We start from the raw sequence: 15,161 nt of genomic DNA, 5'->3' as shown, positions 1-15,161 counted from the left end.
GTGGAGGCAATATCCACCTGATATGATCAGTTCATGTTTCGCAGGCGGAATTGGCATAACCGAGTCGCCCTGCATTGCAGCTGCACCGGGTGATATATAGAGGCGTGTGATGCGGTTTTTTTTACGGTTTTTCCAAAAGAATGATGCTGGATGACGATGCCAGATCCTGCCAGCTTCGCCTCTTTTGGTCGATGAGTGCCCAGAGAAGTCCCATACCCGCAAGGGACAATGAGGGAATGGCAATCAGAAAACGGATAACACTCTGCCATGGGCTGATCAAATGATGGTCACTGCTAACCACTTTTATTCTCCAGGCCTGCATGCCAGGGGTTTGTCCTGACCGGGTCCAGAAAAGGCCGAAAAAGCCATAAATAATGACCAGTAAGGCGGCATAGAAAAAAGGCCCACCCAGGTTGTAGCCTTGTTCTGTCATTGTTTTGAGCTGCTCATCACCAAAAATCTGAATCTGGATGAACAGATTGAGAAAACCGGCCATGAATAATAGAGCCAGGATTAACAGAGAATCGTACAACATGGCCGCAGCTCTTCTCCATACCGGAGCCGGGGTGAGATTGGTGGCTTCCATCGATCTCTCGCCTTGTTATTAAAGGTGGCAGGAGATTCTAACAGTAATTTGGTTTTTATCTACTGCTGTCATTCCCCCGCTGCACATAGTCGGCATTGGTGTACCGATAATTTTTTTGCCTTTGAGCTCTGTGTTGATGATGTTGATCGTTATTCAGGCACGACAACATGCCGCATTGAGCATTCTGAGAAACGCTTGCTTATCCTCACAATCATCCAGGAGCGTGTAAAGTGTATCGTGATTTGTGACCTGCGCGCCTCTGTCAAGCAGTTTTTGCATTGCTTCTTTGTCCTCAACTTCAAGAGCATACTCCAGAAGGCTATAACCGGAAGAATTTGCCGGTATGTTAACATCACTAAAGTCATTAACAGCAGACGAAAGTAGCAATTTAATAAGTTCGTCCCTGTCGGATGAATCACTGACACGATCGACACCATCAAAAGCTGTGTACCCACATCCGGATCGAAGATCAACTTTTGCCCCCGCATTGATCAGCATCCTGGCCAGCGTCAAGCGGTTTTTCGGTCTGGGGTCACAATCAAAATAATCAAATACCGTTGCGTAATGAAGGGCAGTACGTCCATCCTGAGCAATTGCATTAACATCAGCTTTGTTTTTAATCAGATGTTCAAGCGCTAACTCATGGCCGCCTTCTGAGGCAGCGTGGATTGCCAGGCGACCGCGCTCATCAGGAATATCGAAACGAGCTTTATGTTCTATCAGGAGGGTAAATAAATCAGGGTATTTTGGCTTTCGGGCAGCCAGATGCAGAGGTGTAAAGCCGCCGCAATTGTTACGGATGTTCGCATCAGCATTGAATTTCAGTAGTGTTTTCACCGTTTCCAGATTATGGTTCCTGACGGCGTGGTGTAATGCTGTGTTGCCTTCTGAGTCCAAAACGTCGATGTCGATGCCCTCGACCTGCAATAGCCTCGCCATATTTTTTTCGCCGTTAATTGCTGCGATATGGAGCGCTGTCATTTTCGAACCATGCCACGAGTGTTGCAAGTCATGGGCCTGCTCCTGCTCCTGCATCAGTTGGAGGGCATGATCTATCTGACCAGATACTACAGCATGGGCCACCGATGAAAATTGTAATTCCCGGGCAAGGGGATCCTGGCAATGGGGGCATATTTTCCGGGAATCAAGACGCTGCTGGGTTGCTTTTAACTCCCTGTAGCAGGAGCCATGCATAAAATGGAGACTGGTTAATTTAAAAACTATACCCATGGGGGAATGTGGCACAACGACGTTGTGAGAACCAAAAACCCCATTAGAACAAATCACACAGTCTCTAGAAATGTTATCTTCATTCAAACTGTTGATTTCTCTTTCATGGGGTTCGCAGAATCTATCCGATTCAAAAATTAACTGTTTCAAATTTGCCAGAGAGAACGTGTGAGAACGTACTTCCATTATTGGCTCCTTGATTCGATCTTAAAGTCAATTCATTGCTCCAACAACCAGTGAACATACTTTGTATGGCAACTAGTTAGTTGTTTCATTGGTTATGTACTTATTTCAAAACCCTGGTTTTTTTATAAAAAGGCTTTGCAAAGAGGCTGTATAGAGATTACTGGGCACTCAGTCATTTCTGGTTACCAGTTAGTCCATACAGCCACGCAAAAGTTCCGATTCTATATTTATTCTATAAATGTAGGTATAACGTACTGATATTTAATGGTATTGAAACATCTGTGATCCAGGCCAGTCAGACTGGAGATCAGCAAACGGCCTATAGACAAGTTCGTCGTTCAGACAAAGTGATGGGAGGGTTGAACGTAAATTTAGCTGGTATGTACAAACTGTGTCTCGCTGCACAAAGTCGGCATTGGTGTGCCGACATTTTTTGCCTTTTGGCTCTGTGTTGATGATGTTGATCGTTATTCAGGCACGACAACATGCCGCATTGAGTATTCTGAGGAACGCTTGCTTATCCTCACATTCATCCAGGAGCGCGTAAAGGTTATCGTCATTTGTGACCTGCGCGCCCCTGTCAAGCAGTTTTTGCATTGCTTCTTTGTCCTCAGCTTCAAGAGCGTACTCCAGAAGGCTATAACCGGAAGAATCTGCCGGTATGTTAACATCACTAAAGTCATTAACAGCAGACGAAAGTAGTAATTTAATAAGTTCGTTCCTGTCGGATGAATCACTGACACGATCGACACCATCAAAAGCTGTATACCCCATTCCGGATCGAAGATCAACTTTTGCCCCCGCATTGATCAGCATCCTGGCCAGCGTCAAGCGGTTTTTCGATTTCGGTTCATATTCATCAAAATCAAGTACCGTTGTGTAATGAAGTGGGGTACGTCCATCCCGAGCAATTGCATTAACATTCGCTCCGTTTTTAATCAGAGTTTCAAGCGCTAACTCATGGCCAGCTTCTGCGGCAGTGTGGATTGCCTGGTGACCGCTCTCATCAGGAATATCGAAACGAGCTTTATGCTCTATCAGGAGGGTAAATAAATCAGGGCATGTTGGCTCTCCGGCAGCCAGATGCAGAGGTGTAAAGCCGCAATTGTTACGGATGTTCGGATCAGCATTGAATTTCAGTAGTGTTTTCACCGTTTCCAGATTATGGTTGCTAACGGCGTGGTGTAATGCTGTGTTGCCCTCTGAGTCCAAAACATCAATGTCAATGCCCTCGACCTGCAATAGCCCCGCCATATTTTTTTCGCCGTTAATTGCTGCGATATGGAGCGCTGTCATTTTCGAACCATGCCACGAGTGTTTCAAGTCATGTGATTGCTCCTGCATCAGTTGGAGGGCATGATCTGTCTGACCAGATACTACAGCATGGGCCACCGATGAAAATTGTAATTCCGGGGCAAGGGGATCCTGGCAATGGGGACATATTTTCCGGGAATCAAGACGCTGCTGGGTTGCTTTTAACTCCCTGTAGCAGGAGCCATGCATAAAATGGAGGCTGGTTAATTTAAAAACTATACCCATGGGGGAATGTGGCACAACGACGTTGTGAGAACCAAAAACCCCTTTAGAACAAATTACACAGTCTTTAGAAAGGTTGTCTTCATTCAAACTGTTGATTTCTTTTTTATAAGGTTCGCAGGATCTATTCGATTCAAAAATTAACTGTTTCAAATTTGCCAGAGAGAACGTGTGAGAACTTACTTCCATAATTATCTCCTTGATTCGATCTTAAGGTCAATTCATTGCGCCAATAACCAGTGAACATGCTTTGTAGGACAACTGGTTAGTTGTTTTATTGATCAGGTAGTAGTTAACCATTTGTTTTTACATAGATCACTGACTGATTGGTCAGTAAATATGACACCTTGTTTCCACAATGGAGTTAACTGTTTGTATTCAGGAAATCTGTTATATTTTTAATGGAACTAAATTATGTATCAGTTGTCGTAAAAATGGATAAAAAATATTCTGTTTAACGATTGTTATTATCTATCTTGTTTAAATGTGATCATTTCTTTATTGCTGAATGATGAAGTGTCTGAAAATGATAAAATGGTTACCGGGGTTTATGTTGAGGCAGAATCGAGCTATTTATAATTGCTCTTTTTTTATTGTTCTTTTGTTCAGTTTTATACCCACTAATACCTATTCTAATGTATATGAGTATGCTGGTAATGCCCCGGAATCATCTTTGTATTTAGGTGATGAAGTAGACGATTTAACTCAGGTTAATCTTGAGGATGACACTGAAGCTAATGGAGGCAACAACAAGCCGAAGAAACCAAAGGCAGACATTGACTATTACAAAGATCTGGTTCGATCTGAAGATAAGGATGTAGCCAATTTATTCAAGGAAATTATTGATAATAGTAACTATGTGTTTAATGACTTGATGATGGAGTCTCTGATTATTCCTTTTGCCAAGTTTGCAGGGGAGTACCAGGATGTTTTCAATCATCATATCATAGACCCGGTTCGCCGTGGCAAACACTATATGAGATATATGGACAGTGTAATGCTCGGTACCTTTGATAACATGCTTAATGAAGATACGGGGACGACGAACTGGCCTTATGCTATTGCAGGTGTGCCCTATGGCTGGATTGTAAAGAATGTAGTTTCAGATTTTAAACTGGGTTCTGAGGTGCGAAGCCCCGGTATTATCGACAGCAAATATCACAATCATCCTGTTCTGGTGGAGCGTCTCGGGGCAGAGACAGGCAAGGTTGGAACCCAAATGTCCGAGACGCACAGCAATGAACTGGTGGTTATTGATGTAGTAAAACCCTTTATGCCGAGGTTGGAGATATGGGATGAAGAAAATTCCCTCTCTTCATCACTTTACCATTTCTATTATGCAACGAAAGAACTGGTCACCGATGTTCATCAAATTATAGAGTTCGAAGATACCGATTTTTTTAAACAAACCGGTCGTTACGAAGAGTCTGACCGAACTTTTCTGCATCACTGGAATAAGACAATATCGAAGCGAAGTGCATTCAGAAGTGGTCAGATTATCAGGGTTGATAGAAAAGGGTACTTTTCAATGGGACCTGTTCCTATCGCCTGGAATTATTGTGAAGTGATGTTGCATGAAGGTGGAACCAAAGATATTGAGGTTATTGAGGAGGAGGACGAAACTGAAATTTATTATGAGCATCCTGAAACTTATGAATGGGGTGTGCGGGGTGACAAAATGGTTCCCAGAGAGAGAATCAGAACGGTTCGTAAGAAAGTGGTCAAACAGGTTCCGAATGTTACAACGTTTCGGGTTTACACCGAAAATCTTTGCCTGGCCGCTGAGGCATCCGTTCGTTCTAAAAGTGAGGTAATTACCTATACCACTCGCCGGTTATTTTCCTGGCTAGTACCCGGGCTGGCATTTATGGGCGCTCCATCCGTTTCTTATCTGCTGATTGGGCAGCTTGGTATTACTGATTACTTTCCGCTGACAACCAGCCTGATGGCTGCTGTTTTCCTGACGTCCCTGGTTATTCCTTCAATGTGGAAGTCTGATATTGAAGATACTATGCACAGTATCAAGTTTCCTCCCCCGGATAATTTCTGAACACTTTACGCTGGCTAAGTTACCGTTAATGGTTGAATCAGCTAAACTCCCATAAAATCTACGTTGTAGGGGAGTGATATGCAATCTGAACTCTTCCAGAATTTTATTGATTCCATTTCAACATTAACCAGTGAACAGCGAGACATTCTTAACAACTCGCTCCTTAGTACTCAAATAGAGGTTACCGAGGTAGTAGAAACCACTGACTCTGAACCTGTTTACAGTGAATCTATACCCAATAACGATAATGCAACACCTGACGTAGAAAAGAGCATACTTGCCCAATTTGCCGAAAACCCCAGGTGCCCCAAATGCAAAAGCCATAGCGTTGGTCGCTGGGGCATACGAAATGGCCGACAGCGCTACCACTGCAAGACTTGCGACTCAACGTTTAACGCCTTTAGTGGAACGCCTTTGGCAAGGCTCAGGCACCCTGAAAAATGGAACAAGTACCTCGCAGGTATGACTCACTCTATGGTCTTGCGACCAGCTGCTGCTGAGAATGCCATTGACTTGAAAACTGCGTTCCGCTGGCGTCACCGCTTTCTTGAAGTGATTAATAATGATCAAGCAGAAGAGCTTTGTGGCATTACTGAGCTTGATGAAACATTTTTCCGTGAATCCTTCAAAGGGCAAAGAGAAGGCCTTCCACGGCCAACCCGAAAGCGGGGTAATGATCCCAACAAAGCCCGAAAAGTCCCGGTAATGGTGGCTCGGGACCGTAATCGAAATACCGTTGACGGTGTATTAGAAAACGAAAGTGCTAATGAATTGTGCAGGCATTTAAATGGCCGCATATCGATACAGGCCACGGTCTGTGCGGATGCACACCTCGCTCACGAAAAACTTGCTGACAAGCTTGGATTTGTCTTCAAGGAGCTGGTGACATCAGCAGGTCAACATGTTGTTGAAGGCATCTACCACATCCAGACTGTAAATTCTTATCACAGTCATTTAAAACGCTGGATTGGCGGCGTATTCCAAGGGGTTGCAACTCGTTACCTTCCCCATTATCTGGCCTGGAGGCGAGAACTGACGGCAGCAAAAAAATTAACTGTTGGCCGGTTGATCAGCATAATTACTGAACATTGGTGCTTCCAACCATTAACGGTAACTTAGCCCTTTACGCTGGTCATGGTTGAAACGTCATGAATTAATGTTTTTTTGTTAAGCGGTCCTGTTTGAGTTAGCCTGATGAGGTTTGTCTTGAATATCTGTTGTTAGTGGTTGAAAAATGGATGTTGATCAATAAATTGCATAAACAACATCCGTTAACATTTGTGTACAGTGTTTTATATTTGATAGCGGGAACCGGGGGAAGTAAATATGTTGAATCTTGATAGTACGGTGTTGGTGGTTGTCGATGTTCAGGGTAAGCTGGCTACCCTGATGCACGAACACCAGCCACTCTTGCACAATATTGCGACCATGGTAAAAGGGGCTAAGCTGCTCAATATTCCGATTCTCTGGCTGGAGCAGATCCCGGAAAAGTTGGGAGGTACCGTGCCTGAGCTGGCTAATGAGTTATCGGATGTCAGTCCCGTGAAAAAAACATCATTCAGTGCTTGTGGTGAGCCTGATTTTATATCAGCACTTGAGCAGACCGGTAGCAGGCAGGTTTTGTTGAGCGGTATAGAGACTCACATCTGCGTCTATCAGACCGCGATGGATCTTCTGGCCGGAGGTTATGAGGTGGAGGTGCTGGTTGATGCGGTTTCATCAAGGACGTTACAGAATAAAGAGGTGGCACTTGATAAAATGTCAGCTCTGGGTGCAGATCTGACCACAGTTGAAATGGCCCTGTTTGAGTTAATGAAGTCTGCCGATGCACCACAGTTTCGTGATGTCGCCAAACTGATTAAATGATTCGGATATGAGCCTCAGCTGAGGCTCATTTTCTGCGTCAGAAGATAAGGTGGGCAATGGCTGCGATAACGGGCAGTGTAACCAGTGTTCTCAGAATAAAAATAATAAATAGTTCAAACAATGTTACCGGAATCTTGCTTCCCAGAAGTAAAGCCCCTACTTCAGAAAGGTAAATCAACTGGGTCAGTGATAATGCCGCAATAACAAACCGGGTCATGTCATTGTCAATGGATGCTGCCAGGATAGAGGGCACGAACATATCGGTAAAGCCGACCATCATGGTGGTTGAGGCTGCCTGGGCCTCAGGGATTTGCAACCATTCCAGTAGCGGAAGAAAAGGCATTCCCAGGTACTGGAAGACCGGGGTGTATTCGGTAATCATCAGGGCAATAGTGCCTATGCCCATGACCACTGGTAATACAGCAAATACCATGTCAATGGCGTTCTTGCCGCCATCCTGAATTACTTTCACCGGATTGGTGATCTTGGCTGCTTTCTCCAGTGCCTGCTGCAATCCCCAGGCAAAAGCACTGGTGCCGGGAGGAATAATTTCATCATCATCACTGCGGGTTTTCCCGCAAATGAACACGTCTTTTTTTCTGGAAAGGGGAGGAAGCTTGGGGACAATAATAGCGGCAACCAGCCCGGCAAAGCAGACGGTAAGGTAGAACTGGGTAAACAGGTGATCCAGGCCCACCTGGGCAATAACCACCAGTGAGAACGTAATCGAAACGACTGAGAACGTAGTGCCGATAACTGCGGCCTCACGCTGGGTGTAATAAGACGTTTCATACTGTTTACTGGTCATCAGGATACCGACGCTTCCATCCCCCAGCCATGAGGCAATACAGTCGATAGCAGAACGCCCCGGCAGATTGAATACAGGCCGCATGATGCGTGTCATCAGTGTGCCCAGCAGTTCCAGTAAGCCAAAATTCATCAATAGTGGCAGTAACAGCCCGGCAAAGATAAAGACCGAAAACAGTGTCGGCATCAGGTCATTCAAAACCATACCACCGGTGGCTCCTGACCAGAGGGCTTGGGGACCGACCTTGAAAAAACTGGCAAGCACAAAGACCATTCCGGCAACCCTGACCACGCACCATAGAGGGGTGATATCAAACAGTGATGAGAGAAATGGGTGCTTCAGTATCGATGGTGGCTGGAATAGCTTGGTAACGATGGTCATTACCCCGGTAAAGCTGATAATAACGGTAATGATAGTCGTCAGCTGATCGTTGAGCAGTGCTTTTAACCATCCGGCCAGCAGAGCAACAGGAATGGTAAATTCTCCGTTAATACTGACCGGAGTGACAAATAGTAACAGGCCAATCAGCGATGGAATTAAAAAGGTTAACCAGTTACGCAGGCTGACCTGTCTCTTTTTTACGGCTGGAAACTGCTTCATAACAAGCCTTGGGCTCCTCAAACTCGGCCATGCATCAAAGTATGATTCAAAGCGTTGGAATTTCCTGTCCTGCTATTAAAAGAGTCAGGAGGCTACCGGTATCAGTAAAAAGCGCCGTCAGATGGACTGTCCGGCACAGGCTGAATTTTTTCAGGTTGGTTATGCATTATTTCTCAATAACTATTAAGTTTCCAGTGGGGGAAAGACCTATGTTTCTGATTTTTTGATTAACTTGATCAAGTTGTGTTGGTGCAATTTGAATGGGTTGATACCACTGATATTAGGGACCGGTTAAGGATTAATGCCGTTTTGTGAGCCGGTTAGACGTTGTTAAACCGGACTGAAAGTTTATGCAATGATGGCAGTAAAGAAATAGGCTACTGTCCTCAGGCTTTCAGGCAGTAGCTGTTGTGAAATGAACATTAACCACGATAGTAACGTTGTTCAATAAATGGCATTTTACAGACGGTCATCGGCAACTTTTTACCCCGGACCAGGGCGTAAAGTTCTGTACCAAGTGTCGTATAGTTGGCATTGACCATCGCCATGGCAACAGGTGCTCCAACCGTTGGACCAAAGGTTCCGGACGTTACCCGGCCTATAGTCTGCCCCTGATCATTGACCAGCTCAGCACCTTCACGAACCGGGGCTCTGCTGCTGCCAATGAGGCCGATGCGTTTGGTGGTCACCTGCCCGGTTGCAATCTGGTTCAGTATTTTTTCTGCTCCCGGGAAACCGCCAGCGCGCTCACCATTATTACGGCGATTTTTGCTGATTGCCCAGGCCAGGCTCGCTTCAGCAGGCGTTGTATTAACATCGATATCCTGACCATAGAGACAAAGGCCTGACTCCAGGCGGAGAGAATCTCTGGCGCCTAAACCAATGAGCTCAACGTCGGGATGGTTGAGAAGCTGCCGGGTGATGCGTTCAGCCTCTTTCTCAGGTATGGATATTTCAAAACCATCTTCTCCTGTGTAACCGGAACGACTGATAAAGCAGGGAACGCCATCAATGAACAGTTGCCGTGAATCCATAAAGAGCATATCCGCAACGTCCGGAACGATGCTTTGCATAACCTTAGCTGCCATAGGCCCCTGAATGGCAATAAGTGCCCGGTCGTTTAATGGTTCCAATGTCACGTCCTCCGGTAGACAGGATTGCAAGTGCCGGGTATCCCGTTCTTTGCAGGCCGCATTGACCACCAGGTAAAGGCAGTCATCGTAGCGGGTGACCATCAGGTCATCGAGGATGCCGCCGGCCTCATTGGTAAACAGTGCATAACGCTGTTTTCCGGCGGGAAGGCCAACAATATCAACCGGTACCAGGGACTCGAGAAAGTAGTCTGCTCCATCACCGCACAGTTTCAGCTGTCCCATATGAGAGACATCAAAAACCCCGGCGTTGCCTCGTGTATGAATATGCTCTTTTTTGACACCGGAAGGGTACTGTACAGGCATTTCATAACCGGCAAAGGGAACCATTTTTGCCCTTTGTGCCAGATGGAGCTCATACAAGGGAGTTCTCTTCAGGTTTTCAGCAGACACTTCAGACACTTCAGACATTTGTCGTCTCCATTTATCGTCTCAACTTATGGAGAGAGCTTCTTGTTCGAATGTTTGACAAGCTCTCAATAAGTGATGATCTTATTGGTAATTTTCAATACCGGGGCACGAACAGATAAAGTTACGGTCTCCATAAACATTGTCGATTCGATTGGCTGCAGGCCAGTATTTACCCTTATGACCGGAAGATGAAGGAAATGCAGCCACCGTTCTGCTGTAGGGACGAAGCCATTGATCCTCTGCCAGATCTGCCATGGTATGGGGGGCGTTGACCAGTGGATTGTTGTCCTTTGGCCATGCTCCGCTGGTAACCTGGTCAATTTCTTTCCTGATTGAGATCATCGCATCAATGAAACGGTCTATTTCTTCCCCGGATTCAGACTCGGTTGGCTCAATCATCAGGGTTCCGGCAACGGGAAAAGACATGGTCGGGGCGTGGAAACCGTAATCCATCAGACGCTTGGCAATATCTTCTTCGGTGATGCCACTGGTTTCCTTGATCGGGCGAATATCAATGATGCATTCGTGAGCAACATGATGGTTTCTGCCCTGATAGAGAATCCTGTAATGGTCTGCCAGTCGTTTAGCCATATAGTTGGCATGGAGAATGGCTAGCTCTGTTGATGCTCTTAGCCCCTTACTACCCAGCATGGTGATGTACATCCAACTGATCGGCAGTATGGATGAACTGCCAAATGGTGCGGCAGATACCGCACCAATACCTTCATTGCGGTCTCCGATCGGGCTTACTGAGTGATTGGGCAGGTAAGGTGCCAGATGGCTCTTGACGCCAATGGGCCCCATACCCGGACCACCACCACCATGGGGAATGGCAAAGGTTTGTGCAGATTGAGATGAGATACGTCGGAGCCGATATCACCCGGACGGGAAATACCGACCATAGCGTTCATATTGGCACCATCCATATAGACCTGGCCACCGTGATCATGAATGATCTGGCAGATGGTGCGAATCTCTTCTTCGTATACTCCATGGGTTGACGGGTAGGTCACCATCAGGGCTGACAGCCGATCGCTGTACTCACCGGCCTTATCTCTGAGATCATCGACATCAACATTACCGCTAGCATCACAGGCGACAATGACAATTTTCATGCCGAGCATAGCTGCTGAAGCCGGATTGGTGCCGTGAGCGGAAGAGGGGATCAGGCAGACATCGCGGTGCTCCTGCTGGTTGGCTCTCTGGTAATTACGGATAGCCAGCAGACCTGTATATTCCCCCTGGGCACCGGAGTTCGGCTGCATGGAAATGGCATCATAACCGGTGATTTCAACCAGGGCCTGTTCAAGTTGCCGGATCATCGTCAGATACCCCGGGACCTGATCCTTGGGTGTGAAGGGGTGAATACAGGAAAATTCGGGCCAGGAAACCGGCAGCATTTCAGCAGCGGCATTGAGCTTCATAGTGCATGATCCCAGTGGGATCATGCCGTGAACCAGCGAGTAATCTTTGTTTTCCAGCTGTTTCAGATAACGCATCATACCCGTTTCTGAGTGGTGGCTGTTGAATACAGAATGGCTCAGAATACTGTCTGAACGTCGCAGGGCTGGCGAGAGACCGATGCCATTCTGGGTATGAGACAACTGACTGTTATGGGTGGTGATCTGTCGGTCAATAGAAGCAATATCCAGCTCTTTTCCTTCACCCATGAAGATATTGAACAGTTCAATAATGTCTTCAGCGCGAGTGGTTTCATCGAGGCTTACCCCCAGACGGTCTGAGCCAATACGGCGCAGGTTACAACCATATTTGAGCGCGCGCTGGATAATGGTTTCCTGCTCACTGCCAACCTTAAAGGTCAGAGTATCAAAGAAGGTATTATTGCACTGGAAGCCCATTTCAGTCAGTCCATGATGGAGAATCCGGGTCAGACGATGCACGCGTTCCGCAATAATTTTTAACCCTTTCGGGCCATGGTAGACGGCGTAAGCTGCTGCCATATTGGCCAGCAATGCCTGGGCAGTGCATAGGTTTGAGGTGGCTTTTTCCCGGCGAATATGTTGTTCACGGGTCTGCATTGCCATACGCAGGGCAGTATTGCCACGGCTGTCTTTGGATACGCCGATAATCCGGCCGGGTACAGAGCGTTTCAGCTTACTGGTGGTGGCAAAAAAGGCAGCGTGGGGGCCACCAAAGCCCATCGGTACACCAAAGCGTTGACTGTTACCCAGAACAATATCTGCCCCCAGCTCCCCGGGGGATTTCAGCAATGTGAGTGCCAGCAGATCTGTGGCTACCGAAACCATGGCACCCTGTTGCCGGGCGATGGCCACAATGCTCTCTATATCCGTGATATTTCCGTAAGTGCCGGGGTATTGAAGCTGTACTCCAAACACATCGTGATCACTCAGCTCAGTATGCGGGTTTCCAACAATGATCTTGATGCCCAGCCAGTCTGCACGGGTTTTTATCACATCGATGGTCTGTGGGTGAACATCATCGGCAACAAAGAAGGTTTGAGAGGCCGCTTTGCTTCGTCCAGCACTTCGCAAACAGAGTGTCATGGCCTCAGCCGCCGCAGTGGCTTCATCCAGCAGAGAGGCATTGGCGACCGTCATTCCGGTGAGATCCATAACCATCTGCTGAAAATTCAGCAGCATTTCCAGCCTGCCCTGAGAAATTTCCGGCTGATAAGGGGTGTAGGCGGTATACCAGCCGGGGTTTTCCAGTAGATTGCGCATAATTACATTGGGTACTTCAGTGTTGTGATAGCCCATGCCAATATACGACTTGTTAACGGTATTTTGTCGGGCAAGGGCATGAAGCTGCGCCAGGGCCTGCTGTTCGGTTTTCCCATGGGGAAGCACTAACTCGCGGTTTAACCGGATACTGCCCGGAACCGTTTCATCGATCAGTTCTGCCAGCGAACCCAGCCCCAGAGTTTCCAGCATGGCCTGCTGTTGCCGCTGGTCAGAACCCATATGACGATGGGAGAATGCATCGTTGTGTTCCAGTTCTGTCAAAGTTGGCAGAAATGTTGGCAGAAACGTTGACAGAGTAGATGTATATTCAGCGGCCATGTTGTTGTCCTGTTTTAACGCTGACGTTGGCTTTACTAAAATGTGTCAGGCTGACTGGTTGGTCATCAGAGGCTCTGGTCGGTATTGGCAATAAATGACAAGTGTTTATTTGGTCGATTTATCTGAAGACAGTCTCAGCATATAACGACATTAACAGCGAGCCCGCCAGTGGCTGTCTCCTTGTATTTATCTTGCATATCCAGCCCGGTCTGGCGCATGGTTTCAATAACATCATCGAGAGATACCCTGTGTTGTCCATCTCCTTTCATGGCCAGGCGAGCCGCATTGATAGCCTTCACAGCACCCATGGTGTTGCGCTCAATACAGGGAACCTGGACCAGCCCGGCTATGGGGTCACAGGTCAGGCCCAGGTTATGCTCCATACCGATTTCAGCGGCGTTTTCAATCTGTCGGTTATTTCCTCCCATCACGGCGCACAGGGCGCCTGCTGCCATGGAGCAGGCAACCCCGATTTCACCCTGACAACCCACTTCGGCGGCAGAGATTGAGGCATTCTTTTTATAGAGCATGCCAATGGCTGCTGCGGTTGCCAGAAAAGTACAAATACCCTCTTGACTGCTGTCTGGAACAAATCGATCGTAATAGGCCAGAACCGCCGGTATAACCCCTGCTGCGCCATTGGTCGGGGCCGTTACGACACGGCCACCAACGGCATTTTCCTCATTGACCGCGATGGCAAACAGGTTGACCCAGTCCATGACTTCAAGATGATCCCGCTGGTCTTCGGAGCGGTTCAACAGTTCCTGATGCAGTTGGTGAGCACGACGCCTGACGTTCAGGCCGCCAGGAAGTATGCCGGTCTGTTGACAGCCACGTTTGATACAGCTGTCCATGGCCTGCCAGATATTCAGTAACGCCTGGCGAATATTGTCCGTTCTTCCCAGGTGTTGCTCATTCTCCAGAACAATTTCACCAATGGAGAGCGCTGTTTTGTCGCCAATATCCAGAAGATCCTCGGCATTATTGAAAGGAAAGGGTACCTGAATCACCGGACTGGAAGCTGCCTGATCGGTTTCCTGCTCATTCAGTACGAAGCCTCCGCCTACGGAGTAATAATTGTCATGGAACAGCTCCAGGCCCGCTTCATCAAAGGCTCTTATGGTCATGCCATTAGGGTGTTTGGGAAGGGAGTGGCCATTCAGAAAATGAAAGTGTTGATCTTCGACAAATGGAATCGGGTACTGGCTGGCAAGCATCAACTCACCGGAGCGGCGAACCTCATTAATGAGGTCTGGAGCCTGATCAGGATTCAGTTGGTCAGGTTTTTCACCCATAAGACCGAGAATAACTGCAGTATCGGTAGCATGACCTGCACCTGTCATGGCCAGGGAACCATAAAGCTCGACACGAACCTGGCGGGTTTTTTCCAGCTGTCCTTGTTGTATCAGCGTATCAAGAAAGCGGTTGGCAGCGACCATCGGTCCCACGGTGTGAGAGGAGGAAGGCCCTACACCGATCTTGAATAAATCGAGAATACTTAAGCCCATCGGCCATGACTCCATCTGTCAGTATCTTCTGGCGATATCTGCTTTGCGGATGTTTATTTTATGTTTATCAATAATTAAATGGTCAAACGTATAATTTATTTACAACGGGTCGAATTCCCAATTCAGGCCATTGTTGACGATTTTGACCAAATGTTCCTCTTTACCTGAAGGAAAGAACTGAAGGAAAG

Annotated in this window: 9 protein-coding genes and 1 pseudogene; 3 read left to right on the top strand and 7 right to left on the bottom strand. The window is 47.1% G+C overall.

All coding sequences use genetic code 11. The features are described from left to right. Positions 1-121: 121 nt before the first annotated feature. From MJO57_RS16885 to MJO57_RS16875, 3 genes are all read right to left on the bottom strand, one after another. Positions 122-586: an RDD family protein gene (locus MJO57_RS16885; protein ID WP_252017407.1), complete on the bottom strand. Its 465-nt coding sequence runs from the start codon at positions 584-586 to the stop codon at positions 122-124. Between the two features lie 153 nt (positions 587-739). After that, on the bottom strand, positions 740-2,002 hold the full coding sequence (locus MJO57_RS16880) for an ankyrin repeat domain-containing protein (RefSeq protein ID WP_252017406.1): 1,263 nt from the start codon (positions 2,000-2,002) through the stop codon (positions 740-742). Positions 2,003-2,473: 471 nt separating this feature from the next. Next, positions 2,474-3,727, bottom strand: a complete 1,254-nt coding sequence (locus tag MJO57_RS16875) for an ankyrin repeat domain-containing protein (RefSeq protein ID WP_252017405.1) — start codon at positions 3,725-3,727, stop codon at positions 2,474-2,476. Between the two features lie 337 nt (positions 3,728-4,064). Between MJO57_RS16875 and MJO57_RS16870 the strand changes: the two genes are divergently transcribed. The 3 genes from MJO57_RS16870 (at position 4,065) to MJO57_RS16860 (ending at position 7,454) form a co-directional block, all read left to right on the top strand. Next, entirely contained in the window at positions 4,065-5,588 is a 1,524-nt protein-coding gene (locus tag MJO57_RS16870) for a hypothetical protein (RefSeq protein ID WP_252017404.1), read from the top strand. Between the two features lie 78 nt (positions 5,589-5,666). Then, the gene (locus MJO57_RS16865) at positions 5,667-6,707 is read left to right on the top strand and encodes an IS1595 family transposase (RefSeq protein ID WP_252017403.1); all 1,041 of its coding nucleotides are present in this window, start codon (positions 5,667-5,669) and stop codon (positions 6,705-6,707) included. A gap of 207 nt (positions 6,708-6,914) precedes the next feature. Beyond that, positions 6,915-7,454, top strand: coding sequence for a hydrolase (locus MJO57_RS16860; RefSeq protein WP_252017402.1), 540 nt, complete (start codon positions 6,915-6,917; stop codon positions 7,452-7,454). Between the two features lie 37 nt (positions 7,455-7,491). Here the strand turns inward: MJO57_RS16860 and MJO57_RS16855 are convergent, their stop codons facing one another. The 4 genes and pseudogenes from MJO57_RS16855 to MJO57_RS16840 all read right to left on the bottom strand — a co-directional run bounded on the left by MJO57_RS16855 (position 7,492) and on the right by MJO57_RS16840 (position 14,973). Continuing rightward, positions 7,492-8,862, bottom strand: a complete 1,371-nt coding sequence (locus tag MJO57_RS16855) for a YjiH family protein (RefSeq protein ID WP_252017401.1) — start codon at positions 8,860-8,862, stop codon at positions 7,492-7,494. Between the two features lie 422 nt (positions 8,863-9,284). Beyond that, positions 9,285-10,424, bottom strand: a complete 1,140-nt coding sequence (gene gcvT / locus MJO57_RS16850) for a glycine cleavage system aminomethyltransferase GcvT (RefSeq protein WP_252017400.1) — start codon at positions 10,422-10,424, stop codon at positions 9,285-9,287. Between the two features lie 81 nt (positions 10,425-10,505). After that, positions 10,506-13,465, bottom strand: a pseudogene (gcvP, locus tag MJO57_RS16845) (aminomethyl-transferring glycine dehydrogenase). Positions 13,466-13,599: 134 nt separating this feature from the next. After that, on the bottom strand, positions 13,600-14,973 hold the full coding sequence (locus MJO57_RS16840; protein WP_252027054.1) for an L-serine ammonia-lyase: 1,374 nt from the start codon (positions 14,971-14,973) through the stop codon (positions 13,600-13,602). Between the last annotated feature and the right edge of the window lie 188 nt (positions 14,974-15,161).

The sequence above is a fragment of the Endozoicomonas sp. SCSIO W0465 genome (genome assembly GCF_023716865.1).
Lineage (GTDB): Bacteria > Pseudomonadota > Gammaproteobacteria > Pseudomonadales > Endozoicomonadaceae > Endozoicomonas.
Note: the sequence above shows the minus strand (reverse complement) of the source record. Positions and strands in the feature narration are given on the sequence as shown.

Coding starts and splice junctions, on each gene's coding strand:
- MJO57_RS16885 (WP_252017407.1), bottom strand. CDS start 586: ATGGAAGCCACCAATCTCACCCCGGCTCCGGTATGGAGAAGAGCTGCG.
- MJO57_RS16880 (WP_252017406.1), bottom strand. CDS start 2,002: ATGGAAGTACGTTCTCACACGTTCTCTCTGGCAAATTTGAAACAGTTA.
- MJO57_RS16875 (WP_252017405.1), bottom strand. CDS start 3,727: ATGGAAGTAAGTTCTCACACGTTCTCTCTGGCAAATTTGAAACAGTTA.
- MJO57_RS16870 (WP_252017404.1), top strand. CDS start 4,065: ATGATAAAATGGTTACCGGGGTTTATGTTGAGGCAGAATCGAGCTATT.
- MJO57_RS16865 (WP_252017403.1), top strand. CDS start 5,667: ATGCAATCTGAACTCTTCCAGAATTTTATTGATTCCATTTCAACATTA.
- MJO57_RS16860 (WP_252017402.1), top strand. CDS start 6,915: ATGTTGAATCTTGATAGTACGGTGTTGGTGGTTGTCGATGTTCAGGGT.
- MJO57_RS16855 (WP_252017401.1), bottom strand. CDS start 8,862: ATGAAGCAGTTTCCAGCCGTAAAAAAGAGACAGGTCAGCCTGCGTAAC.
- gcvT (WP_252017400.1), bottom strand. CDS start 10,424: ATGTCTGAAGTGTCTGAAGTGTCTGCTGAAAACCTGAAGAGAACTCCC.
- MJO57_RS16840 (WP_252027054.1), bottom strand. CDS start 14,973: ATGGGCTTAAGTATTCTCGATTTATTCAAGATCGGTGTAGGGCCTTCC.